General features: G+C 63.2%; 19 protein-coding genes. 9 read left to right on the forward strand and 10 right to left on the reverse strand.

The annotated features are described in order from the left end of the window. Positions 1–125: 125 nt before the first annotated feature. The 4 genes from NKH04_RS14935 to NKH04_RS14950 all read left to right on the forward strand — a co-directional run bounded on the left by NKH04_RS14935 (position 126) and on the right by NKH04_RS14950 (position 3,454). A complete protein-coding gene (locus NKH04_RS14935; protein ID WP_352614254.1) occupies positions 126–425 on the forward strand; it encodes a DUF1236 domain-containing protein in 300 nt (99 codons plus the stop codon). A 345-nt stretch (positions 426–770) separates the two neighbouring features. Further along, a complete protein-coding gene (locus NKH04_RS14940; RefSeq protein WP_353044483.1) occupies positions 771–1,619 on the forward strand; it encodes a MetQ/NlpA family lipoprotein in 849 nt (282 codons plus the stop codon). 133 nt (positions 1,620–1,752) lie between these two features. Beyond that, entirely contained in the window at positions 1,753–2,817 is a 1,065-nt protein-coding gene (locus tag NKH04_RS14945; RefSeq protein ID WP_353044513.1) for a methionine ABC transporter ATP-binding protein, read from the forward strand. After that, entirely contained in the window at positions 2,798–3,454 is a 657-nt protein-coding gene (locus tag NKH04_RS14950; RefSeq protein WP_353044484.1) for a methionine ABC transporter permease, read from the forward strand. The genes NKH04_RS14945 and NKH04_RS14950 overlap by 20 nt, the downstream gene beginning before the upstream one ends. Before the next feature lie 28 nt (positions 3,455–3,482). Here NKH04_RS14950 and NKH04_RS14955 read toward each other — a convergent pair whose 3' ends face one another. Genes NKH04_RS14955 through NKH04_RS14965 form a run of 3 tightly spaced genes read right to left on the reverse strand, consistent with a single transcriptional unit; the run spans position 3,483 to position 7,999 of the window. Next, a complete protein-coding gene (locus tag NKH04_RS14955) occupies positions 3,483–4,226 on the reverse strand; it encodes a hypothetical protein (protein ID WP_353044485.1) in 744 nt (247 codons plus the stop codon). Beyond that, positions 4,198–5,913 carry a hydantoinase B/oxoprolinase family protein gene (locus NKH04_RS14960; RefSeq protein WP_353044486.1) on the reverse strand — a complete coding sequence of 572 codons (1,716 nt, stop codon included), beginning with the start codon at positions 5,911–5,913 and terminating at the stop codon, positions 4,198–4,200. Before NKH04_RS14960 ends, NKH04_RS14955 begins: the two co-directional genes overlap by 29 nt. A gap of 1 nt (position 5,914) precedes the next feature. Next, the gene (locus tag NKH04_RS14965; RefSeq protein WP_353044487.1) at positions 5,915–7,999 is read right to left on the reverse strand and encodes a hydantoinase/oxoprolinase family protein; all 2,085 of its coding nucleotides are present in this window, start codon (positions 7,997–7,999) and stop codon (positions 5,915–5,917) included. Positions 8,000–8,217: 218 nt separating this feature from the next. On the opposite strand from NKH04_RS14965, the gene NKH04_RS14970 reads away from it, so the two are divergent. The 5 genes from NKH04_RS14970 to NKH04_RS14990 all read left to right on the forward strand — a co-directional run bounded on the left by NKH04_RS14970 (position 8,218) and on the right by NKH04_RS14990 (position 14,563). After that, positions 8,218–9,045, forward strand: a complete 828-nt coding sequence (locus NKH04_RS14970; RefSeq protein ID WP_353044488.1) for a ferredoxin--NADP reductase — start codon at positions 8,218–8,220, stop codon at positions 9,043–9,045. Positions 9,046–9,208: 163 nt separating this feature from the next. Further along, positions 9,209–10,258 carry a deoxyribose-phosphate aldolase gene (gene deoC / locus NKH04_RS14975; protein ID WP_353044489.1) on the forward strand — a complete coding sequence of 350 codons (1,050 nt, stop codon included), beginning with the start codon at positions 9,209–9,211 and terminating at the stop codon, positions 10,256–10,258. A 13-nt stretch (positions 10,259–10,271) separates the two neighbouring features. Further along, complete coding sequence (locus tag NKH04_RS14980) at positions 10,272–12,644, forward strand: aldehyde dehydrogenase family protein (protein WP_353044490.1); 2,373 nt, start codon at positions 10,272–10,274, stop codon at positions 12,642–12,644. A gap of 175 nt (positions 12,645–12,819) precedes the next feature. Then, positions 12,820–13,551 carry an SDR family oxidoreductase gene (locus tag NKH04_RS14985; RefSeq protein ID WP_352473100.1) on the forward strand — a complete coding sequence of 244 codons (732 nt, stop codon included), beginning with the start codon at positions 12,820–12,822 and terminating at the stop codon, positions 13,549–13,551. A 166-nt stretch (positions 13,552–13,717) separates the two neighbouring features. Continuing rightward, positions 13,718–14,563, forward strand: coding sequence for a fumarylacetoacetate hydrolase family protein (locus NKH04_RS14990; RefSeq protein ID WP_023677125.1), 846 nt, complete (start codon positions 13,718–13,720; stop codon positions 14,561–14,563). Positions 14,564–14,668: 105 nt separating this feature from the next. On the opposite strand, the gene NKH04_RS14995 is transcribed toward NKH04_RS14990, so the two are convergent. The 7 genes from NKH04_RS14995 to NKH04_RS15025 form a co-directional block, all read right to left on the reverse strand. Then, positions 14,669–15,667: an ABC transporter ATP-binding protein gene (locus NKH04_RS14995; protein ID WP_352527632.1), complete on the reverse strand. Its 999-nt coding sequence runs from the start codon at positions 15,665–15,667 to the stop codon at positions 14,669–14,671. A 15-nt stretch (positions 15,668–15,682) separates the two neighbouring features. Next, positions 15,683–16,738 (reverse strand): Gfo/Idh/MocA family protein, encoded by a 1,056-nt coding sequence (locus NKH04_RS15000; RefSeq protein WP_352819627.1) that lies wholly within the window; start codon positions 16,736–16,738, stop codon positions 15,683–15,685. 1 nt (position 16,739) lies between these two features. Next, positions 16,740–17,207 (reverse strand): DUF4304 domain-containing protein, encoded by a 468-nt coding sequence (locus NKH04_RS15005; RefSeq protein ID WP_352614241.1) that lies wholly within the window; start codon positions 17,205–17,207, stop codon positions 16,740–16,742. Next, positions 17,204–18,043, reverse strand: coding sequence for a carbohydrate ABC transporter permease (locus tag NKH04_RS15010; RefSeq protein WP_023718923.1), 840 nt, complete (start codon positions 18,041–18,043; stop codon positions 17,204–17,206). Before NKH04_RS15010 ends, NKH04_RS15005 begins: the two co-directional genes overlap by 4 nt. Positions 18,044–18,055: 12 nt before the next feature. After that, positions 18,056–18,979, reverse strand: coding sequence for a carbohydrate ABC transporter permease (locus NKH04_RS15015; RefSeq protein WP_023718922.1), 924 nt, complete (start codon positions 18,977–18,979; stop codon positions 18,056–18,058). A 238-nt stretch (positions 18,980–19,217) separates the two neighbouring features. Beyond that, positions 19,218–20,477 (reverse strand): ABC transporter substrate-binding protein, encoded by a 1,260-nt coding sequence (locus tag NKH04_RS15020; RefSeq protein WP_352449606.1) that lies wholly within the window; start codon positions 20,475–20,477, stop codon positions 19,218–19,220. Between the two features lie 2 nt (positions 20,478–20,479). Continuing rightward, complete coding sequence (locus NKH04_RS15025; protein ID WP_352771461.1) at positions 20,480–21,439, reverse strand: N-acetylmuramic acid 6-phosphate etherase; 960 nt, start codon at positions 21,437–21,439, stop codon at positions 20,480–20,482. Between the last annotated feature and the right edge of the window lie 149 nt (positions 21,440–21,588).

Below are 21,588 nucleotides of genomic sequence, written 5' to 3' on the forward strand. Positions count from 1 at the left end.
AACGGCAAGCGATCCGAGTGGCGGAACAAGCTCCACCTGATGACGTTACCGGCCTATAGCGACCCCGCTGCGAACGGCATGACGCGGCGCAGCGCAGAGGTGGCTCACGAGGAAAGGAGACAATCATGAGAATGCATCTTTCCGCAGCCGCGGCTGGGTTTTTGCTGCTTGCGGGTGTCGGCGCCGCTGCCGCCCAGGATGTGGTCATCGAACCGCAGCAGGAGACGATCGTACGCGAGTATGTGAAAAAGCAGCCTCTGGCGTCCGTCCAGCTCCCCGGCGTGGAGCTCAATGTCGGCTCGACCCTGCCCGATACCGTCGAGCTTCATGAAGTCCCCAACGTCAAATACCGCTACGTCGTCGTCGACAACCAGACCGTCCTGGTCGATCCAGGCACACGCAGGATCGTGAAGGTCATCCAGTGAGCAAGCGCGTCGCTTTGAAGGGACATGCGGCGCGTCTAGCATTGTCGACATCCCACACTGCTGCCCGTGTTGGGCATTCGGACGCAGAAAGGCCCGCCGTTTCGAAGCATGGCGGGCCTCATAGCGGAGACGACGTCCGGACAATTTCTGAACCAGCATTGGCTTAGAACACATGATCCCAGCACGCCCTGTGCTCGCCAGGCCCGAAACTTTGAGAGAATATTCCTGGCTTCGCATTTCGCGGGAAATACGGTGCTTTGATCCGGCGGTCAGCATTCCCGATGATGCCAGCAAGGCTTGGCACTCCGCCTGGCCGCAACGACTTCAGAACCGACGGGATAGATCATGTCTGGGAATACCAACACTTTGCTCTCATTTCTCTCCGCAAGTATAAACCGGCGCGCCGGTCTGGCTGTACTTTTCGCGTCGGCGGTTGGGATTGTCGGCCTTGCTGCGCCGTCGTTCGCCGAAGACAAGACGGCGGTCAAGGTCGGCATCATGAGCGGCGAGGACGAGGATGTGTGGCGCGTCGTCACCGCCCAGGCGGCGGAGAGGGGGCTGACGATCGAGACCGTGGTGTTCAACGACTACACCCAGCCGAATGAAGCACTCGAGCGTGGCGAAATTGACGCCAACGCCTTCCAGCACAAGCCCTATCTGGACAACCAGATCAAGACGCAGGGCTATCACATCGTCCCGGTCGGCTATACCGGGGTCTGGCCGATCGGCCTCTATTCCAAGAAGTACACGAAGATTGCCGACCTGCCAGAAGGCGCCGTCATTGGCGTGCCGAACGACCCGTCCAATGAGGGCCGCGCACTGCGCGTCCTGCAGAGCGAAGGTCTGATCAAGCTCAGGGAAGGCACCGGCATTCTGGCGACGACCACCGACATTGCCGAAAACCCGAAGAAATTGGTCGTCAAGGAGCTTGACGCCGGGATTGTCGGGCGCTCGGTGGAAGACCTCGACGCGGCCGTAGTCAACACGGATTGGGCGCTTAAAAGCGGCCTCACACCGGAGAATCGCATCGCCCAGGAGGCGGTGGCCGACAATCCCTACCGCAATTTCATCGCGGTCAAGGCCGGCAATGACAACCAGCCCTGGGTAAAGACATTGGTCGCCTCCTATCAGAACGAAAAGGTGAAGGCCGAATTCGACCGAGTCTACAAGGGAACCGGCATCAGCGCCTATTGATGCCGAGCTCGACTGGGCGCCGAAGCCCGGCATGATAAAACGGTCCGCGCTTCAACGCGGACCGCGATCGCGTTTGCGGGACACCAATACAGGAACTTTCATGAACCAGCATTTCGCCTCGGTCACCGAAGTCATGCGTCCCGTCGGCGGCCGCTCCGCCGGACCGAACGATGTCGTGCGCCTCATCGAGCTGAAACGCCGCTTCGGCGCGACAGCGGCGCTGGACGGCGTGTCGCTCAGCGTGCGCCAGGGCGAGATCCTCGGCATCATCGGCCGCAGCGGCGCCGGCAAGTCGACGCTGATACGCTGCCTGAACGGCCTGGAGCGGCCGGATTCAGGACAGGTCTTCATCGAAGGCCGCGACATCAGCCGGCTCGGCGAGCGCGAATTGCAGCCGCTGCGCCGGCGCATCGGCATGATCTTCCAGCATTTCAACCTGCTGTCCGCCAAGACGGTCGAAGACAATGTAGCGCTGCCGCTCAAGATCGAAGGCCGGCCCAGGGCCGAACGCCTGGCGCGCGCCGCCGAGCTGCTCGAGCTCGTCGGGCTGTCGGAGAAGGCGAAAGCCTATCCGGCGTCGCTGTCGGGCGGACAGAAACAGCGCGTCGGCATTGCCCGGGCGCTTGCGGCGCGCCCGGCGCTACTTTTGTCCGACGAAGCGACCTCGGCGCTCGACCCGGAGACGACACGCTCCATCCTTGCCTTGCTGAGGGACATCAACCGGCAGCTTGGCCTGACCATCCTGCTGATCACGCATGAGATGGAGGTGATCCGCTCGATCGCCGACCGGGTCGCGGTGATCGACGCTGGGCGGATCGTCGAACAAGGGCCGGTGTGGTCGGTCTTTGCCGACCCGAAATCGGCGATCACACAAAGCCTGCTCGGCGGCATCCGGCCGCAATTGCCGGCGGAGATCGCAAGCCGGCTAACGCAGAACGCCGGCCTGGAGGCGATCCTCAGGATCGACGTGGCGGGTGAGGCCGCCCGAAGCCCGCTTTTGTCCGATCTTGCCTCGGCAGTTCCCGGCTCGTTCCGCCTCGTGCATGGCGGCATCGATCACGTTCAGCAGCAGCCTGTCGGGACACTGTTCGTGGCGGTCGCCGGCAGCAATGAAGCTCACCTGGCAGAGGTGATCGCGTTCTTGAAAGCCCGCCAAGCGCGGGTAGAGGTGCTTGGCCATGTCGCCGGTTCTGTTTGAGCTTCTCGTCCGTTCGATCTGGGAAACGATCCTGATGACGGCCGCCTCCGGCCTCATCTCGCTGGTTTTCGGGCTGCCACTCGGCCTGGCGCTGGTCGCCACCGACCGCGGCGGTATCGGCGAAAACCTGTGGGTGAACCGCGCGCTCGGAGCGGTCATCAACGGCTTCCGCTCGGTGCCTTTCATCATCCTGCTGGTTGCGCTGATCCCGGTGACGCGGCTGATCGTCGGCACCTCGATCGGCACCTGGGCAGCGATTGTGCCGCTGTCGATCGCGGCGACGCCCTACTATGCCCGGATCGCCGAAGTGTCGCTGCGCGAGGTCGACCATGGGCTGATCGAGGCAGCACGCGCCATGGGCGGCAACCGCTGGACGATCATTCGCGAGGTGCTGGTGCCGGAAGCGTTGCCCGGCATCGTCGCCGGCTTCACGGTGACGCTGGTGACGCTGATCGGCGCCTCGCCCATGGCCGGCGCCAGCGGCGCGGGCGGCCTCGGCGACCTCGCCATCCGCTACGGCTACCAGCGCTTCGAGACGTCCGTCATGATCGCCGTTGTCATTGTGCTGATCATCCTGGTCTGCGGCATCCAGTGGGCCGGCGACCGGCTGGTCGCGAGGCTGGACCACAGAGCGTGACCGGCGAAACGCGGCCCAATCAACGCCTTTAATTTCCGGGAAAGTTCAGATTGTCCTCGATGGTCTCGCTCGCCCAAGCGAGCTTTTCGCGATCGTCGGGGCGCAAGGGAGCCTCGACCGCGACGGTGAACAAGTGCCAGGCGAGACTGTCGGATAGAAGCCATCTGGTGACCTGTTCGCTGAAGATCACGTGCCCCTTATCGAGTGTCTTGATGTTGCCGGTAATCAAGTCCGCACAGTGCAACATGGCCTCGGGGTAAGGGCTATCACGCCATGCCGCTAATGCAGCTGCTACATCCATTCCGGCAAGCACTATGCCCTCCAGCCAGGGAACCGCGTTCCCTTCATCGGGATGCATGGTCATCGCTTTTCGCCAGGCAACCTGAAACAGCACCTCGACAGCCTGCTGTTCTTCCAACGGCCAATCGCGCCAGGAGGTCCTTTCGAGCTTTGCGGCAATCACGTTGGCGTCGAACCCCATCGAAGGTTCGCCTTGGATGGCAAGTTCAAGCACTCTCGGCAGAAAGTGCCGGTAGTCATCGACGTCGCCGACCGTCCATATGGCCGATCCGGCATAGGCGCCGAGGTTTTCACCACTGAGCTCCCGAAGCGGACCACTGGATACTCCCCGAAAGATCGATTCCAAATCCTTGTACGGCGAGCCATGCAGGTGGCGGGGCGATGGATAAGACGCGAAAGCGGCATAGACGCGTTCGACTGCGTGGGCCAGTTCAGACGAGAGATCAGCCTCCAGGGGATTTGGGTTGCTCATCCGCTACGACTCCGAACAGGTCTCTGGCTTGCTCTGCGGTATAGTAGCCGAGCTTGACATCCCGAGCGACCAATTGCGGATCGCGCTGCAACGGATCGCCGTAGCCGCCGCCGCCAGGCGTGCCGACGCACACGCGGTCGCCTGTCTTCAGCGCGATGTCCTGCTCCTTGGACAGATGCGGCGGCACATGTTCCTTGCCGTCGCGGAACACGGTGACCGTGTTGACCGCGCCGTCCTTGCCGCCGAGCGCGCCTTGCGGGCCGAAGCGGCCGTGATCCATGACGAAGGAGGCGCGGGCGTCGCCGCGCAGGATCTCGACCTCATAGGCGAGGCCAAAACCGCCGCGATGCTTGCCGGCGCCGCCCGAGCCTTCGCGCAAGGCATAGTGGCGGTAGAGCACCGGGAAGGCCTGCTCCATGATTTCGACCGGCGGCGACTTGGAGATGCCTATGGTCGAGCAGCCATTGGTCAGGCCGTCGTGACCGGCATTGCCGCCATACCCGCCCCCGGAGATCTGATACATGACATAATCGCGGCCGCGGGCCGGATCGTTGCCGCCGAGCGCGAAATTGCCGCTGGAGCCGGCGGGGGCCGCCGTCACCTTGTCCGGCAGCGCCTGCACCATCGCCGCGAACACCGCTTCAGCAATGCGCTGCGAAACCTCGGCCGCGCAGCCCGATACCGGGCGCGGATATTTGGCGTCGAGGAAGGTGCCTTCCGGCCGCTTGACGATCAGCGGCTCGAAGGCGCCGGCGCTGATCGGCACGTCGGGGAAAATGTGCCGCATGGCGAGATAGACCGAGGACAAGGTCGTCGCCAGCACGCTGTTCATCGGCCCAGCGCAGGGCTTTGACGAACCGGAGAAGTCGAAGCTGAGCGTGTCGCCCTGTTTTTCGACGGCCAGCGCGATAGTCAGCGGCTCGTTGACCACGCCGTCGGAATCAACAAAAGCCTGCGACCGGTAAATGCCGTCGGGAATGGCTGATATGTTCGCGCGCATCTGTTCGGCGGCGCGGCGGCGCAGTTCGGCGATCGCATCGACGACCGTTTCATCTCCGTAACGATCCAGGATTCCGTTCAGTCGGTCTTGACCGATCAGCAGTGCCGCCGCCTGCGCCCGGATGTCGCCGATGCGCTGGTCGGCAACCCTGATGTTCGAGCAGATGATGGCGTAGATCTCAGGGTCGAGCACGCCCTTCTTGAACAGTTTCACCGGCGGCAGTCGCAAGCCTTCCTGCTCGACCGCTGTTGCCGAGGCGGAAAAGCCGCCCGGCACCGAACCGCCGATGTCGGGCCAGTGGCCGGTGTTCGACAGCCAGCAGAATATCCTGCCGTCGCGGTAGACCGGCATGGCGAAGCGCACATCCATCAGGTGGGTGCCGCCGAGATAGGGATCGTTGACGATGTAGATATCGCCCGGCTCGGGCGGCAGGCAGCGTCCGTCGGCGATCATCTCGATCACGGTTTTGGTCGAATACTGCATGACGCCGACGAACACCGGCAGGCCCTGGCTGCCTTGCGCGATCAGCGAACCATCGAGCGCTGAATAGATGCCATCCGAACGGTCATTGGCCTCGGCGATGACAGGCGAGAACGCGGCGCGCGAAAACGTCAGGTCCATTTCGTCGCAGACTTGCTGTAGCGCCGCCTGGATGACTGAAAGGGTGATGGCGTCGAGTTTTTCCATCTCAGGCCTCGCCGATATCGATGATGATGTTGCCGTCGGCATCCGATCGCGCCCGGTCGCCGGGCTCCAGCACAGTCGTCGCGTCCATCTGTTCGAGGATCGCCGGACCTTCGATTGTTGCGTCGAGCGGCAACTTCTCTCTGCTGTAGACCGGCGTGTCGTACCAGCGCCCGCCATACCAGACAGGCCGGATCTCGCGCCGCGCCTCTTGGAGCGTTTTGGCGCGCCCAGCCGGATCGATCAGCCGGGACAGATCGATGGTCGGCCGCACGCCAGTGACCGACGTGTTGAGGTTGACCAGATTGGCGCGGATCTCGGGTAGCTCGACCTTGAAGCGGGCGAAATAGGCACTCTCGAACAGTTGCTGCAGTACCTCGCGTGTCACCGCAGACGACGGCAGCGGCACGTTGATGATATGCGTCTGGCCGACGAACTGCATGTCGGCGGAATGCGTGATACGGATTGCTTCCGGCTTCACCGCTTCCTTGCCGATCAGCTCCTCGCCTTCGTTTCGGTGCCGTTCCAATGTCTCGTGGAGTCGGGTTTCATCGAGACTGGCCACCGGCTGGTTGACCGTGTTGACGAAATCATGGCGCAGATCGGCGACGACGCAGCCGAGAGCATTGGTGATGCCCGGCCGCGCCGGCACCAGCACTTTCGGCAGGCCTAGTTCGCGCGCCAATGCCGTCGCATGCAGCGGCCCGGCGCCGCCGAAGGCGAACAGCGCGAAATCGCGCGGGTCGTGGCCGCGCGACACCGAGACCATGCGGATGGCGCCAGCCATTTTCACGTTACCGAGCCGCAGCACCGCACCCGCCGCCTCGACGCCGGACAAGCCTGTGGCGCGGCCGATCCTGTCCTCGAATATACCGGTGACCCGCTCGACGGTGACCGGGTTTTCCACCGCGAGCAGCTTCTTCGGCGCCAGCCTGCCGAGCACCAGATTGGCGTCGGTGATGGTCGGCTCCAAGCCGCCGCGTCCGTAGCAGATTGGCCCGGGATTGGCGCCGGCGCTTTCCGGGCCGATCTGGATCAGGCCGGCCGCATCGACGCGGGCGATCGAGCCGCCGCCGGCGCCGACCGTATGCACCGCCACCATCGGCACGTGGATCGGCATCGCATATTCGATCTCGATCTCGTTCGACACCGCCGGCTCGGCGTTGCGGATCAGCGCCACGTCGGTTGAGGTGCCGCCCATGTCGTAGGTGACCAGATTTTCGAAGTCGGCGCGTTTTCCGGTATAGGCGGCAGCAATGACACCGGAAGCGGGGCCGGACATGACGGTCTTGGCCGACTCACGTGTGACAAAGCGGGCCGAGATCATGCCGCCATTGCCGTTCATGATCAGAAAGTCGCGGGCGTAGCCTTTTGCAGCCAGCTCCTTGCGCAGCCGTTCGACATAGCGTTCGAGGATCGGCTGCACCGAAGCGTTGACCGAAGCGGTCACCCCGCGCTCGAATTCGCGCGCTTCCGAAAGCAGGGCGTGGCCTGTCGTGATGTAGCCGTTCGGCCAAAGCTCGGCCGCTATCTCGGCGGCGCGCCGCTCATGCGCCGGGTTGGCGTAGGAATGCAGGAAATGGATGACCAGGGATTCGCAGCCGGCTGCGATCAGTTGTGAAATCGCTGTCCGCATCTCGGCCTCGTCGAGCGGGATGCGCACCGCGCCCGAGGCCTCGACCCGCTCCGACACTTCGAGCCGCAGATTGCGCGGAATGATCGGGACGAACGTGCCCGTCATGCCATAGGCCTGCGGCCGTGTCCGCCGGCCAAGCTCGATGACGTCGCGAAAGCCGCGCGTGGTGATCATGCCGGTCTTGGCCAGCCGGCGCTCCAGGACCGCGTTGGTGGTGGTCGTCGTGCCGTGCACGATGAGGTCGATGCCGTCGACCGGAAAGCCGGTGGCGCCAAGTGCTGCAACGACGCCGAACGCCTGGTTGTCGACCGTGGTCGGGGTCTTGGCGATATGCACCCGGCCACCGTCACGGCCGTCGATCAGAAGCAGGTCGGTAAAAGTTCCGCCGACATCGATGCCGGCGACGACGTCGCCAGTCGAATCCAGCGCTCGCGCCGAAAAATTCTGTCCCATTGTCGAAACCCGAAATGCCCGAACTGCCTACATGCCTTAGTTTGGAAAGCTGTTTTACGGCGGCGTCTTGACGCAAATATCGTTTGTATACTAATAAATTCCGGACACAAGAGCTTACCGCTTCGGAGTGTGCAAACGGCACGCTGGAACCTGACCGGTTCGGGCGCGCAGGTGGAGATTTGGCGCCGGCGCTGAGCCGGCCCAGAAGGTTAGGTTTGATGAACACCACATCCGCGTTCAACACAGCCGGCGCCCGGCCGTTGCAGTTCCCGATACCGGCCAATGTCTATGCCGAAACCGTCGTCTCGGTGAAGCATTATACCGACCGGCTGTTTTCGTTCCGCATCACCCGGCCGCAGTCGCTGCGCTTCCGCTCCGGCGAATTCGTCATGATCGGCCTGCCCAATGCCGAGAAGCCAGTGTTCCGCGCCTATTCGATCGCCAGCCCGTCCTGGGACGACGAACTCGAATTCTTCTCGATCAAGGTGCCGGACGGCCCGCTTACCTCGGAGCTGCAGAAAATCGAGATCGGCGATACCGTCATCATGCGGCAGAAGTCGACGGGCACGCTGGTGGTCGACGCGCTGACGCCGGCCAAGCGCCTGTTCATGATCTCGACCGGCACCGGCATTGCTCCATTCGCCAGCCTGCTGCGCGATCCCGACACCTATGAGAAGTTCGAGCAGGTGGTGCTGACCCATACCTGCCGCGACAATGCCGAGCTCACCTACGGCCAGGAGCTGGTGACAGCGCTTGAGAAGGACCCGCTGATCGGCGAACTGACCGGCGGCCGCGTCACGCTGTATAATTCGACGACGCGCGAGACCTCCGTGCGCATGGGCCGCATCACCGCGCTGATCGGCTCGGGCAAATTCTACACCGATCTCGGCATCGACAGGCTCAATCCCGAAACCGACCGCATCATGATCTGCGGCTCGATGCATATGCTGAAGGACGTCAAGGAACTGGCCGAAAGCCACGGCTTCCAGGAAGGCTCGCTGCATCATCCGGCAAGCTTCGTCGTCGAGCGCGCCTTCGTCGGCTGAGACGCGGCAATTCAGCGTCCACTGGTTCGAGACCCTGATCTTGATCATGCGGTCAAAAATCGGCTGCCTTGACTGTCTTTTTCCGCTATGACCGCTTGAAGGACTCGTGAAGCGCTGCTTCACGGTCTATCTTCGGCATAAGTCGCTGAACAAGGGGCAGGAGATGAGCAGCACAATCCGTGAAACCGACGTCGGCACATCGAAGGTCACGCCGCTGCCGGCGCGCGCCGCCGCCAATGCGCCGATGCCGCAAGCCCATGGTATTGCTCGCAATCCCGGCATGAGGCTCGATCTCGGCTTCATGGAATCGATGCGCGGCGTCAACCGCTCGGCGCTGGAACGCCGCGTCGCCAGCCTGACCAAAAGACGCTCGATCAAGGCCGATAACCAGGCCGCCTGGCTGCTGCGCGCCGTCGCCTGCATGGACCTGACGACGCTGAACTCGAACGACACGGAAGAGCGCGTGCGCAGGCTCTGTGCCAAGGCGGTCAACCCGTTCCGCCGCGACATCGTCGAGGGGCTGGGCATTACCGGTGAAAAGATCCGCCCGGCGGCGGTCTGCGTCTATCATCCCTTCGTCGCCACCGCCGTAGAAGCGCTGCGCGGCAGCGGCGTCCATGTCGCCGCCGTTTCGACCGCCTTCCCGCATGGCCTTGCACCGCTTTCGACGCGCCTGCAAGAGATCGAAGCATCGGTCCGCGACGGCGCCGACGAGATCGACGTCGTCATCCCGCGCGGCCTGGTATTCGGGGCGAAATGGCAGGAGCTCTATAACGAGATTGTCTCGATGCGCGCCGCTTGCGGCGAGGCCCATCTGAAGGTGATCCTCGGCACCGGCGACCTCGCGACGCTGCGCAACGTCATGCTCGCCTCGATGGTGGCGATGATGGCGGGTGCAGATTTCATCAAGACCTCGACCGGCAAGGAAAGCGTCAACGCGACGCTGCCGGTCGGCCTTGCCATGGTGCGCGCCATCCGCGCCTATTTCGAGGAAACCGGCTATCTCATCGGCTTCAAGCCGGCCGGTGGCATTTCCACGGCAAAAGCCTCGCTCGATTGGCTGGTGCTGATGAAAGAAGAACTGGGCCGGCCGTGGCTGGAGCCGGAGCTGTTCCGTTTCGGAGCATCGAGCCTTTTGACCGATATCGAGCGCCAGCTCGAGCATCATCTGACCGGCCACTACTCGGCCAATCATCGCCACGCGATGGCGTGATTCGGAGCGCTTCATGAACATTCTCGAACGCTATCACGCCATGGAATACGGCCCGGCGCCGGAGGCGCGCAACGAGGCCGATGTGTGGCTTGCCGCGCGGGATTTCGGCAAAGCGCTGTTTATCGGCGGCGACTGGAAGGCAGCCAGCGGAGGCAGAACCTTCGACACCAGCGATCCGTCCTCGGGAAAGCTGCTGGCCAAGGTGTCGGATGCCGGTGCCGCCGATATCGACGCGGCGGTTGCGGCGGCCACAAAAGCGCTGCCGAAATGGAGCGCCAGCACCGGATATCAACGCGCCAAAGTGCTCTACGCCATCGGCCGCGCCATGCAGCGCCACCAACGGCTGTTCGCGGTGCTGGAATCGATCGACAATGGCAAGCCGATCCGCGAAAGCCGCGACATCGACGTGCCGCTGGCGATCCGCCATTTCATCCATCATGCCGGCTGGGCGCAGGCGCTGGACAGGGATTTTCCCGGCCACAAGGGCGTCGGCGTCGTCGGCCAGATCATCCCGTGGAACTTCCCGCTCTTGATGCTCGCCTGGAAGATCGCGCCGGCGCTCGCTGCGGGCTGCACCGTGGTGCTCAAACCCGCGGAATTCACGCCGCTCACCGCGATCCTGTTTGCCGAGATCTGCGGACGCGCCGGCGTGCCGAAGGGCGTCGTCAACATCGTCCAGGGCGGGCCGGAGGCGGGCGCGACCATCGTCAACCATCCCGGCGTCCAGAAGATTGCCTTCACCGGTTCGTCCGAGGTCGGCAAGATCATCCGCAAGGCCACTGCCGGCTCGGGCAAAAAACTGTCGCTGGAGCTTGGCGGCAAGTCGGCATTCGTCGTTTTCGAGGATGCCGACCTCGACAGCGCCGTCGAGGGTCTGGTCGACGGCATCTGGTTCAACCAGGGCCAGGTGTGCTGTGCCGGCTCGCGCCTTCTGGTGCAAGAAGGCATCGCCGACGCCTTCATCGGCAAGGTCAAGACGCGGATGAGCCGGCTGCGCATCGGCAGTCCGCTCGACAAGAACACCGATATCGGCCCGCTGGTCGATTTGACTCAGCTCGATCGCGTCAAGGGCCTAATCGCCGAAGGCGCCAAGCAGGGCGCGATCTGCTGGCAGCCGGACTCGGCACTGCCCGCCGCGGGCTATTACCATCTGCCAACGCTGGCGACAGGTGTTTCGCCGGCTAACATCCTGGCACAGGAAGAGGTGTTCGGGCCGGTGCTCGCCACCATGACCTTCCGCAACACCGAGGAAGCGATCGAGCTCGCCAACAACACACGCTATGGCCTGGCCGCTTCGGTGTGGAGTGAGAACATCAATCTTGCCCTGCACGTCGCGCCGCAATTGAAGGCCGGCGTCGTCTGGGTCAACGGCACCAATATGTTCGACGCCTCCTGCGGCTTCGGCGGCTACCGCGAGAGCGGCTTTGGCCGTGAAGGCGGGCGCGAGGGCATGTTCGAATATCTCTCGGCAAAACTGCCGCTCGGCCCGATCATCAAACCGGCAACGTCTTCGGCCCAACCTGGCGAGCAGGCGGAAGGTGGCGCCATCGACCGCACGGCAAAGCTGTTCATCGGCGGCAAGCAGGTCCGGCCGGACGGCAATTATTCCTTCGCCATCGCCAGCGCCAAGGGCAAGCTTGCCGGCGAGATCGGTCTCGGCAACCGCAAGGATATCCGTGACGCCGTCGCGGCCGCGCGCGCCTGCAAGTCCTGGCCGGAGGCGACCGCCTACAACCGCAGCCAGGTACTCTACTACGTGGCCGAAAACCTTTCCGGCCGCGCAGACGAGTTTGCCGCCCGTTTGACCCAGCTCACCGGCGCGACCGCCAAGGCGGCGCGTAACGAGGTCGAGCTGTCGATCGAGCGCCTTTTCCTCTATGCCGGCTTGGCCGACAAATTCGAGGCCCGCGTCCACCAGCCGCCGGCCCGCGCCGTCACATTGGCGCTGCACGAGCCAGTCGGCGTCGTCGGCATCATCGCGCCGGACAATGCGCCTCTGCTTGGCCTGATCTCGCTGGTGGCGCCGGCGCTTGCCATGGGCAACACCGTAGTCGCAGTGCCATCCGAAAAATACCCGCTGCTTGCCACCGACCTCTACCAGGTCATCGAATATTCCGACGTTCCCGCAGGCGCCATCAATATCGTTACCGGCCGTAGCGCCGAGCTTGCCGGCGTATTGGCCAAGCATGACGATGTCGACGGGCTCTGGGTGTTCGCCGACGCCGAGACTTGCGCCAAGGCCGAGGCCGAGTCCATCGGCAATCTCAAACGCGTCTGGACCGGCAACGGCCACAGCCTCGACTGGCCCTCGAACGAAGCAGCCGGCGATGCCTTGCTGCGCCGTGCGATCGAGGTCAAGAACGTCTGGGTGCCCTACGGCGACTGAGTGTCCCGGAGGGACGTCCGGGCTTGACGGGCCAACAAATGTTCTTTACCGAGAAAAAACATTTGGCCGGCAGGCGAATATCGAAACAGGCGGGATGGTAGTGCCCGGCTGGCACATTGCGCCCCGGCCTAATGCCGGTAAAGCCGAACGATCACAGACGGGCGAGGAGAGAAGCATGGCGGATCTGACAGGCAAGGTCGTTGTCGTCACGGCGGCGGCGCAAGGCATCGGCCGGGCGAGCGCGCTGGCGTTCGCCAAGGCCGGCGCCGTCGTCCATGCCACCGACATTAACGAGGTGGTGCTCGCCGACCTCGGCAAGACGCCCGGTATCAAGACCCGCAAGCTCGACGTGCTGAACGACGAGGCGGTGAACGCCGCTTTTGCCGAGATCGGCGCCGTCGACGTGCTGTTCAACTGCGCCGGCTTCGTCCATTCCGGCTCGATCCTCGAGATGAAGGACGGCGATCTCGACTTTGCCTATGATCTCAATGTCCGCTCGATGATCCGCGCCATCCGCGCCGTGCTGCCCGGCATGCTGGAGCGCGGCGACGGCTCGATCATCAACATGGCTTCGCTGGCCAGTTCGACCAAGGGCGTGCCGAACCGCTTCGTCTATGGCCTAACCAAGGCAGCCGTCATCGGCCTGACCAAGTCGGTCGCCGCCGACTATGTCGGCAAGGGCATACGCTGCAATGCGATCTGTCCGGGCACGGTCGAAAGCCCGTCGCTGCAGGACCGCATGCATGCGCAGGGCGACTACGAAGCAGCTCGCGCCGCCTTCATCGCGCGCCAGCCGATGGGCCGCCTCGGCACGCCCGAGGAAATCGCCGACCTCGCCGTCTATCTGGCCGGCGCCACCTATACGTCGGGGCAGGCTTATAATATCGACGGTGGCTGGTCGATCTAAGAGGCCATTTGAAAACCCTACTCCGCCGGGCGCCTGACGCGGCTTTCTGCGCTTCCGGTGCTCACGTACTTTAAGTACGCTCCGCTCCGGTTCTCGAAACCCACGCCATTCGCCGCAGCGGAGCGAGTTTGCAAACGGCCTCTGGTCGCAACTGGGAGAAAACTGCATGAAACTGCTGCGCTATGGCGAGGCGGGGAGCGAACGCCCCGGCCTGCTCGATGCGGATGGAACGATCCGCGACCTCTCCGCCCATGTCACCGACATTGCCGGCAAGACGCTCGATCCGGCATCGCTTGAGACATTGTCGAAGCTCGATCCGAAAACGCTACCGGCGGTTTCCGGCAAGCCACGCATCGGCGCCTGCGTCGCCGGCACCGGCAAATTCATCTGCATCGGTCTCAACTATTCCGACCATGCTGCCGAAACCGGCGCCACCGTGCCGCCGGAGCCGATCATCTTCATGAAGGCAAGCTCGGCTATTGTCGGGCCGAACGACGACGTGCTGATCCCGCGCGGCTCGGTGAAGACCGACTGGGAGGTCGAGCTCGGCGTGGTGATCGGCAAGACTGCGAAGTATGTCACCGAGGCCGAGGCGCTGGATTATGTCGCCGGCTATTGCGTCGCGCACGACGTCTCGGAGCGCGCCTTCCAGGCCGAGCGCCAGGGCCAGTGGACCAAGGGCAAGTCCTGCGACACGTTCGGGCCGATCGGCCCGTGGCTGGTGACCAAGGACGAGATCAAGGACCCGCAGAACATCCCGATGTGGCTGACGGTCAACGGCAAGACCATGCAGAACGGCTCGACCAAGACCATGGTCTTCGGCGTCGCTTATCTCGTCTCCTATCTCAGCCAGTTCATGTCGCTGCACCCGGGCGACATCATCTCTACCGGCACGCCGCCCGGCGTCGGCCTCGGCATGAAGCCGCCGGTCTTCCTGAAGCCCGGCGACGTGGTCGAGCTCGGTATCGAAGGGCTGGGCATCCAGAAGCAGACGTTCAAGGCGGATTTGTAGGCGGCGCTTTGCCTTCTCCCCTGGGGGCTAGCGTGCGCACACATCTGCTTCGGAGAGGTGTGCGCACGCTAGCCCACAAGGGGAGAAGGGGAGTCGACACCTGCGCTATTTCAGCACCTTCCCATCGGCCCCAAACCGGTATGTCTTTGCCGGATCCGGCGTCGCGTAGAGCGTGGCACCCGGTTCGGCGTTATAGACGCCAAAAATGCGCACTGTGATCAAGCCGGCCTTCTCGCAGTCGAGATAGAGATTGGTGTCGGCGCCAAGGTGCTCGGCATGGACAACCGTGCCTTTCCAGGCACCGGATTTCGGATCGACGGTCAGGTGCTCGGGGCGGACACCGATGGTCTTGGCCGTCTCGCCAAGCCTGGCCCCGTCGACGAAGTTCATCTTCGGTGAGCCGATGAAGCCGGCGACGAATTCATTTGCCGGCGAATTGTAAAGCTCCATCGGTCCGCCGATCTGCTCGATCTTTCCCGCGTTCAGCACGACGATCTTGTCGGCCAGTGTCATCGCCTCGACCTGGTCGTGGGTGACATAGATCATCGTGGCCTTCAGCCGGCGATGCAATTGCGCGATCTCCAGCCTGGTGTTGACGCGCAGTGCGGCGTCGAGGTTCGACAGCGGCTCGTCGAACAGAAAAAGCTTGGGCTCACGCACCACGGCGCGGCCGATGGCGACGCGCTGGCGCTGGCCGCCGGACAACTCGGCCGGCCGCCTCGAGAGGTAGGGCTCCAGCGACAGCATCGAGGAAGCGATGCCGATGCGGCGGTCGATCTCGGCCGCCGGCGTGCCCGCCTGCTTGAGGCCGAGGCCCATATTGTTCTTCACAGTCAGATGCGGATAGAGCGCATAGGTCTGGAACACCATGGCGATACCGCGCTTGGCCGGCGGCGTGGCGGAGACGTCCGCCCCGTCGATCACCACGCGGCCCGAGGTCGAGTCCTCCAGCCCGGCAATGACCCTGAGCAGCGTCGACTTCCCGCAACCGGATGGACCGACGAAGACGACGAACTCGCCATCCGTCACCTCGAGGTTGATGCCCTTCAGCACCTCGACCGGCCCAAAGGCTTTTTTCACGTTCTCGATGTTCAGCGAGCCCACGGCTTCGTCCCTGTTCTAGAGTTTCACGGCGAGGCCGCTGCGCACGCTCTCGTCTGCGGCAAGGCAGACGGCGAGCGACTTCACCGCGTCGTCCATGTGGCGGGTCAAGTCCAGATCCTCGCGGATCGCCTTCAGCACAAACGCCTGTTCCAGGTCGCAGAGGTCCTGATGGCCGGGCTCGCCTTGCATCGACAGCATTTCGTCCGGTTTCGCGAACTTGCCGTCGGCGCCGGTCGCCGCGCTGTGCAGGCGGATGGTCGAGGTCTTGGTGTGGGTGTCGATGTCGTCGGACCTGACACCCTCCTTCATGACGATCGACACGCAGCCATTGGGCGAGATCACGTCCTTGACGAAGAAAGCCGTCTCCGAAATCATCGGCCCCCAGCCGGCCTCGTACCAGCCGACCGAACCGTCGTCGAATAGCACCTGCAGATGACCGTAATTGTACATTGACGGCGCGATCTCGTCGCTCAGCCTCAGCCCCATGCCGCGCACCTCGACTGGCCTGGCGTCGGTGATCTGCAGCATCACGTCGAGATAATGCACGCCGCAATCGACGATCGGCGATGTCGTCTGCATCAACTGCTTGTGCGTCTCCCAGCTATGGCCGGAGGATTGCTGGTTGAGGTTCATGCGGAACACGTAAGGGCCGCCGAGCTTGCGCGCCTCGGCGATCAGCCGGATCCAGGACGGGTGATGGCGCAGGATGTAGCCGATCACCAGTTTTTTGCCGTTGGCCTTGGCTGCCGCGACCACGCGCTTTGCATCGGCGACCGTCGTTGCCAGCGGCTTTTCGACGAAGACATGGCAGCCGGCCTCGAATGCACTGACCGCATAGTCGGCATGGCTGTCGGAATAGGTAGCGATGCAGGCGACATCGGGCTTTTCGTCGCGTAGCGCCTCGTCGAAGGAACGCCGGATGGCGTAGGTCGAAAGCCCTTCCGGCAGCGGCACATCGGAGCGGTTGACCAGCGCGGCGATCTGGAATCCCGGATTGGTGTGATACGCCAACGCATGGCTGCGCCCCATATTGCCGAGGCCGGCGATGACAACGCGAAGGGGTTGGTCCATTTCAGTTTGCCTTTAGTAGAGCGCGGGCTTTCAGGTCCATCCTAATACTCGATCCATACTCACTGGCGATCTGCAGAGCAGCCTTTTCGCTTTCACAACGTGCCAGAAGTCCGAACCCGTATGTATCGACTCCCTCTTTGATCAGAGAAGACCTCCGGTCGTCCGGCAACGGACGATCCAGATCCAGCGCCTCGGTGAATGCCTTGGATTGCTCGCTAACCATCAGGGAGTTGACACGCCAGACGATATGACAGTTGTATTCCTTCGGTCGACGCTCGATCCCGAACCGAGTCAGCCAGACAGCTGCATTGAGATAGAACTGCGGTCCCCAGGCAGACTTCTGAAGGTTAAGCAGACAGACCGTTTCCGGCCATTCGCGATAATAGTTTGTTTTGCGAACGCCGCGGAATCTGTGGCGGATTGCCGACTCGGTGAGGCCTCGACTGATCGCGTCCCGACCCTCACTCACTTGACCGCTCCCGAAGTGATGCCGCGGATCAGCTGCCGCGAGAAGATGACGTAGAGGATCAGCACCGGCATGATCGCCAGCGACAGTGCCGCCAGGATGGCATTCCAGTTGGTGACGAACTGGCCGAGGAACAGTTGCGCGCCGAGCGTCACCGTCTTGGTTTCCTCCGACGGCGCCAGGATCAGCGGGAACCACAGATCGTTCCAGATCGGGATCATGGTGAAGACGGCGACCGTTGCCATAGATGGCCTGACCAGCGGCAACACCAGGCGGAAGAAGATGGTGTATTCCGATAGCCCGTCGATGCGGCCGGCGTTCTTCAGGTCGTCGGAGACCTGCTTCATGAATTCCGACAGGATGAAGACGGCAAGCGGCAGGCCCTGCGCCGTGTAGACCAGGATCAGCGCCGTCAGCGTGTTGACCAGCCCGCTCGCCACCATCAGCTGCAGGATGGCGACGGTGCCGAGGCGGATCGGGATCATGATGCCGAGCGCCAGATAGAGCCCCATCAGCGAATTGCCGCGGAAGCGGTATTCCGACAGCGCGAAGGCAGCCATGGCGCCGAACAAAAGCACGAAGAACAGCGAGGCGACGGTGACGACAAGGCTGTTCTGGAAATAGTGGATGAAGTCGCCCTGGCCGATCACCGTGGTGTAGCCGATCAGGTCGAAGGTCCCTGGCGTCGGCGGCGTCAGCGGCGCGCCGAAAATCCCTGCGCGCGATTTGAACGAATTCATGATCACGAGGATGACCGGAAAAAGCGCGATTGCGGTGTAGGTCAGAAGGATCGCATGCGCGCCGATGGTGCGGGGCAGCGAGCGGGTTGCGGTGCTCATGGTCGCGCTCCCCTAAAACTGGTAGCGACGCAAGCGCGTCTGTACGAGGAACAGATAGACGCAGACGCCGCCGAGGATGATCAGGAACATCATCGTGGCGATCGCCGCGCCCATGTTGGGATCGCCGACCTGCAGCTGGAAACCGAAGAAGGCGCGGTAGAGGAAGGTGCCGAGAATATCCGTTGAATAGTTCGGCCCGGCCAGCGCGCCTTGCGCGGTGTAGATCAGGTCGAAAGCGTTGAAGTTGCCGACGAAGGTCAGGATCGAGATGATGCCGATCGACGGCAGGATGAGCGGCAGCTTGATCTTCCAGAACTGCGCCATCCCAGTGATGCCGTCGCATTCGGCCGCTTCGATCACCTCTTCGGGAATGGACAGCAGTGCCGCATAGATCAGCATCATCGGGATGCCGACGAACTGCCACACCGAGATCAGGCTGAGCGCGGTCAGCGCATATTGCGCCTTGCCGAGCCAGGGCGTGAACAGGCTTTTCAGGCCGACAAGGTCCATCATATGCGGCGCCACGCCCCATAGCGGCGACAGGATCAGCTTCCAGGCGAAGCCGACGATGACGAAAGACAGGATCGTCGGCACGAAGATCGCCGTGCGGTAGAAGGCGGAAAACCGTAGCCTGGGGCTGGACAGAAGTGCGGCCAAAAGGACGCCGATCGGGTTCTGCACCAGCATGTGGATGATGAAGAACCAGACATTGTTCCTGAGCGCGTTCCAGAAATTGACCGACCAGTTGGGATCACCGAACAGCATGCGGAAATTTTCCAGTCCGACGAAGACCTGCGACTGGTTGATGTTGCGGAACAGCGACAGCTGCAGCGTGCCGGCCAGCGGCAGGATCATGATCGCCGTATAGACCAGCAGCGCCGGCGCCAGGAAAACGCCGATATGCCAACGGAACGGTCTTTTCGGTGCTGCGGCCATGCGTTCGGTCCCCGCCGATCAGGTCTTGCTATTGCCGCCAAAGGGCGCGGCGCCTCCCTCCCCCTCGAGGGGAGGGTACCTCGCAAAGCGAGGCGGGTGGGGTCGGCAGAGGAGCACGCCATCGTCGTTCGACCGTGCTTTCCAGCAGCGATCAAGCCGCAGTCTGCCTCGACCGACCCCCTCTGTCGCCTTCGGCGACATCTCCCCCTCGAGGGGGGAGACAACGCTTCGCCGCGCTTTACTTCGCCGGCTTGTACCAGCTGTCGAGGCCGTCCTGCAGCTTCTTGGCGGCAGCTTCCGGCGTGTCGGTGCCGTTGATGACGTTGGCCGATTCAACCCACGTCTCGTTTTCGAGGTTCGGCGTGCCGCGCGACAGGATCTGGTAGGTCGAGCGGATCGTCGACTTGCACTTGCCGCGCCAGGAGACGAATTCCTGGGCCAGCGGGTCTTCCATCTTCACCGGGGTGTTGTTCAGGCTGAAGAAGCCCGGCAGCGCGTTGGCGTAGATGGTGGCGAAATCCGGCGAGGCCACCCAGGACAGGAAGGTCTTGGCCGCATCCGCGTTCTTCGAGGCCGCATTGAGGCCCATGCCGATGTCGGTGTGGTCGGAGATGTAGCAGGTGTCGCCGGCCTTCTGCACCGGCGGCGGGAAGGCGCCCATCTTGAACTGCGCCTGCGTGTTGAACAGGCCGATCTCCCACGAGCCGGCCGGGTAGATGGCGGCGCGACCGAGCGTGAACAGGTTCTGGCTGTCCGGATAGGTCTGCGCCTCGAAGCCGTCGCCGAGATAGTCCTTCCACTTGGCCAGTTCCTTGAAGGGCTCGACCCACTGCGGATCGGTCAGCTTCTGCTCGCCCTTGATCAGCGCCAGGCGGCCTTCCTCGCCCTTCCAGTAGTTGGGGCCGATGTTCTGGTAGCCCATGGTCGCCGCTTCCCAGAGGTCCTTGGTGCCCATCGCCATCGGGATGTAGGTGCCGTCGGCCTTGATCTTGTCGAGCGCGGCGAAGAATTCGTCGCGCGTCTCCGGCACCTTGATGCCGAGCTTGTCGAAGGCGTCCTTGTTGTAGATGAAGCCATGGATGACGGAGGCCATCGGCACGCAGAAACTCGACTTGCCGTCGTCGGTCTGCCAGGCAGCCTTGGCGACGTCGGAGAAGTTCTCCATGCCGGGCAGGGTCGAGATGTCGGCGAGGTTGCCCTTCTTGAAGAGTTCCAGCGACTTGTCGAACGGGCGGCAGGTGATCAGGTCGCCGGCCGAGCCGGCGGCAAGCTTGGCGCCGAGGGCGGCGTCATATTCGGTTGGCGCCGACGGCGCGAACACCACCTTGATGCCCGGGTTCTTGGCTTCGAAGGCCGGGATCAGCTTGTCCTTCCAGATGGCAAGGTCGTCGCCGCGCCAGCTTTCGATGTTGAGCGTTACGTCGTCGGCATAAGCCACCCCGGCGGAGCCGAGAATGCTGGTGCCGAGAAGAAGTGCCGTCAGTAGCTTCGTTGTCATGCTCAGTCTCCCTGTTGACCTTTTTCAGGTTCGGTTTTGATGAGAACAGAGGCATTGCGCCCCTTGCTCCCCTCGATCGCGGAAAGGGCCGGCCGCAGCTTGTGGCCAGTCCCTTCCAATATCTTCTCGGCTGCATCGGCGCTGGCGGCGCCGGCGGCGAGCAGAATAGCGGTCTTGACGACGCCGCCGCTCCTTTCGAGCAGGCGCGCCGCCTCGTCCTTGTCGCGCCCGCTGACGGCGGCGACGATGCGTGCGGCGCGGTCGCGCAGCTTGATGTTGTCGGCCATGAGGTTGACCATGTAGCCGTCATGGACATGGCCGAGATGGATGGCGGCGAGCGTCGACAGCATGTTGAGCGCGATCTTCTGGGCGGTGCCTGCGCCCATGCGCGTTGAGCCGGCAATCAGCTCCGGCGGCGTTTCGAGCATGATGGCGATGTCGGCCAGCCGCAACAGCGGCGCATCCCTGTTGTTGGCGATGGCAATGGTCGCCGCACCGCGGCGCCTGGCGTCCTCGATCGCCCTGACTGCATAAGGTGTCGAGCCGCTGGCCGAGACGGCGATCAGGCAGTCGCCCTTGCCGATGCGGGCGGCGGCAACTGCTGCCGAAGCTTCCTCGGTGTCGTCCTCCGGCCCGCCGGCCAGTGTCTTGAAGGCCTCGTCGCCGCCGGCGATCAGGATGGCGATGCGGTCGCGTTGGATGCCGAAAGTGCCCGGCAGCTCAAGCGCGTCGGCCAGTGCCATCAGGCCCGAACTGCCGGCAGCCGCATAGGCGAGCTTGCCGCCGCTTTTCAGTCTGCTTGCGATGATTTCGGCTGCCGCGGCAATGGCAGGAATGGCGCCGTGCACGGCCTTGGCGGCCTCGATCTGTGCGTTGGCCAAAGAGGAAAGGACGGCTTCCGGGGCCTGGATATCCAGTCCCTCGGCATTCTGGTGAAGCGCTTCGGTGCGCGTTTCGGCCATCCGCTTTCCTCCAATCGAGAAAACCATACCAAAAAAATACCACTTGTCCACACGCATTAATGAAATCCTTGCGGCAGTGCAGGCTTGCGAACGAAATTGGCTGATTTTCCAACAAACTACGCCTTAACTTTTTTGAAACGGAAATTAAT

The organism is Mesorhizobium sp. M1365, assembly GCF_040317865.1.
GTDB lineage: Bacteria > Pseudomonadota > Alphaproteobacteria > Rhizobiales > Rhizobiaceae > Mesorhizobium.

What these genes read in the sequence shown, in the direction of transcription:
- NKH04_RS14935 (WP_352614254.1), top strand. Translation starts at nt 126, where the DNA reads ATGAGAATGCATCTTTCCGCAGCCGCGGCTGGGTTTTTGCTGCTTGCG.
- NKH04_RS14940 (WP_353044483.1), top strand. Translation starts at nt 771, where the DNA reads ATGTCTGGGAATACCAACACTTTGCTCTCATTTCTCTCCGCAAGTATA.
- NKH04_RS14945 (WP_353044513.1), top strand. Translation starts at nt 1,753, where the DNA reads ATGCGTCCCGTCGGCGGCCGCTCCGCCGGACCGAACGATGTCGTGCGC.
- NKH04_RS14950 (WP_353044484.1), top strand. Translation starts at nt 2,798, where the DNA reads ATGTCGCCGGTTCTGTTTGAGCTTCTCGTCCGTTCGATCTGGGAAACG.
- NKH04_RS14955 (WP_353044485.1), bottom strand. Translation starts at nt 4,226, where the DNA reads ATGAGCAACCCAAATCCCCTGGAGGCTGATCTCTCGTCTGAACTGGCC.
- NKH04_RS14960 (WP_353044486.1), bottom strand. Translation starts at nt 5,913, where the DNA reads ATGGAAAAACTCGACGCCATCACCCTTTCAGTCATCCAGGCGGCGCTA.
- NKH04_RS14965 (WP_353044487.1), bottom strand. Translation starts at nt 7,999, where the DNA reads ATGGGACAGAATTTTTCGGCGCGAGCGCTGGATTCGACTGGCGACGTC.
- NKH04_RS14970 (WP_353044488.1), top strand. Translation starts at nt 8,218, where the DNA reads ATGAACACCACATCCGCGTTCAACACAGCCGGCGCCCGGCCGTTGCAG.
- deoC (WP_353044489.1), top strand. Translation starts at nt 9,209, where the DNA reads ATGAGCAGCACAATCCGTGAAACCGACGTCGGCACATCGAAGGTCACG.
- NKH04_RS14980 (WP_353044490.1), top strand. Translation starts at nt 10,272, where the DNA reads ATGAACATTCTCGAACGCTATCACGCCATGGAATACGGCCCGGCGCCG.
- NKH04_RS14985 (WP_352473100.1), top strand. Translation starts at nt 12,820, where the DNA reads ATGGCGGATCTGACAGGCAAGGTCGTTGTCGTCACGGCGGCGGCGCAA.
- NKH04_RS14990 (WP_023677125.1), top strand. Translation starts at nt 13,718, where the DNA reads ATGAAACTGCTGCGCTATGGCGAGGCGGGGAGCGAACGCCCCGGCCTG.
- NKH04_RS15000 (WP_352819627.1), bottom strand. Translation starts at nt 16,738, where the DNA reads ATGGACCAACCCCTTCGCGTTGTCATCGCCGGCCTCGGCAATATGGGG.
- NKH04_RS15010 (WP_023718923.1), bottom strand. Translation starts at nt 18,043, where the DNA reads ATGAGCACCGCAACCCGCTCGCTGCCCCGCACCATCGGCGCGCATGCG.
- NKH04_RS15015 (WP_023718922.1), bottom strand. Translation starts at nt 18,979, where the DNA reads ATGGCCGCAGCACCGAAAAGACCGTTCCGTTGGCATATCGGCGTTTTC.
- NKH04_RS15020 (WP_352449606.1), bottom strand. Translation starts at nt 20,477, where the DNA reads ATGACAACGAAGCTACTGACGGCACTTCTTCTCGGCACCAGCATTCTC.
- NKH04_RS15025 (WP_352771461.1), bottom strand. Translation starts at nt 21,439, where the DNA reads ATGGCCGAAACGCGCACCGAAGCGCTTCACCAGAATGCCGAGGGACTG.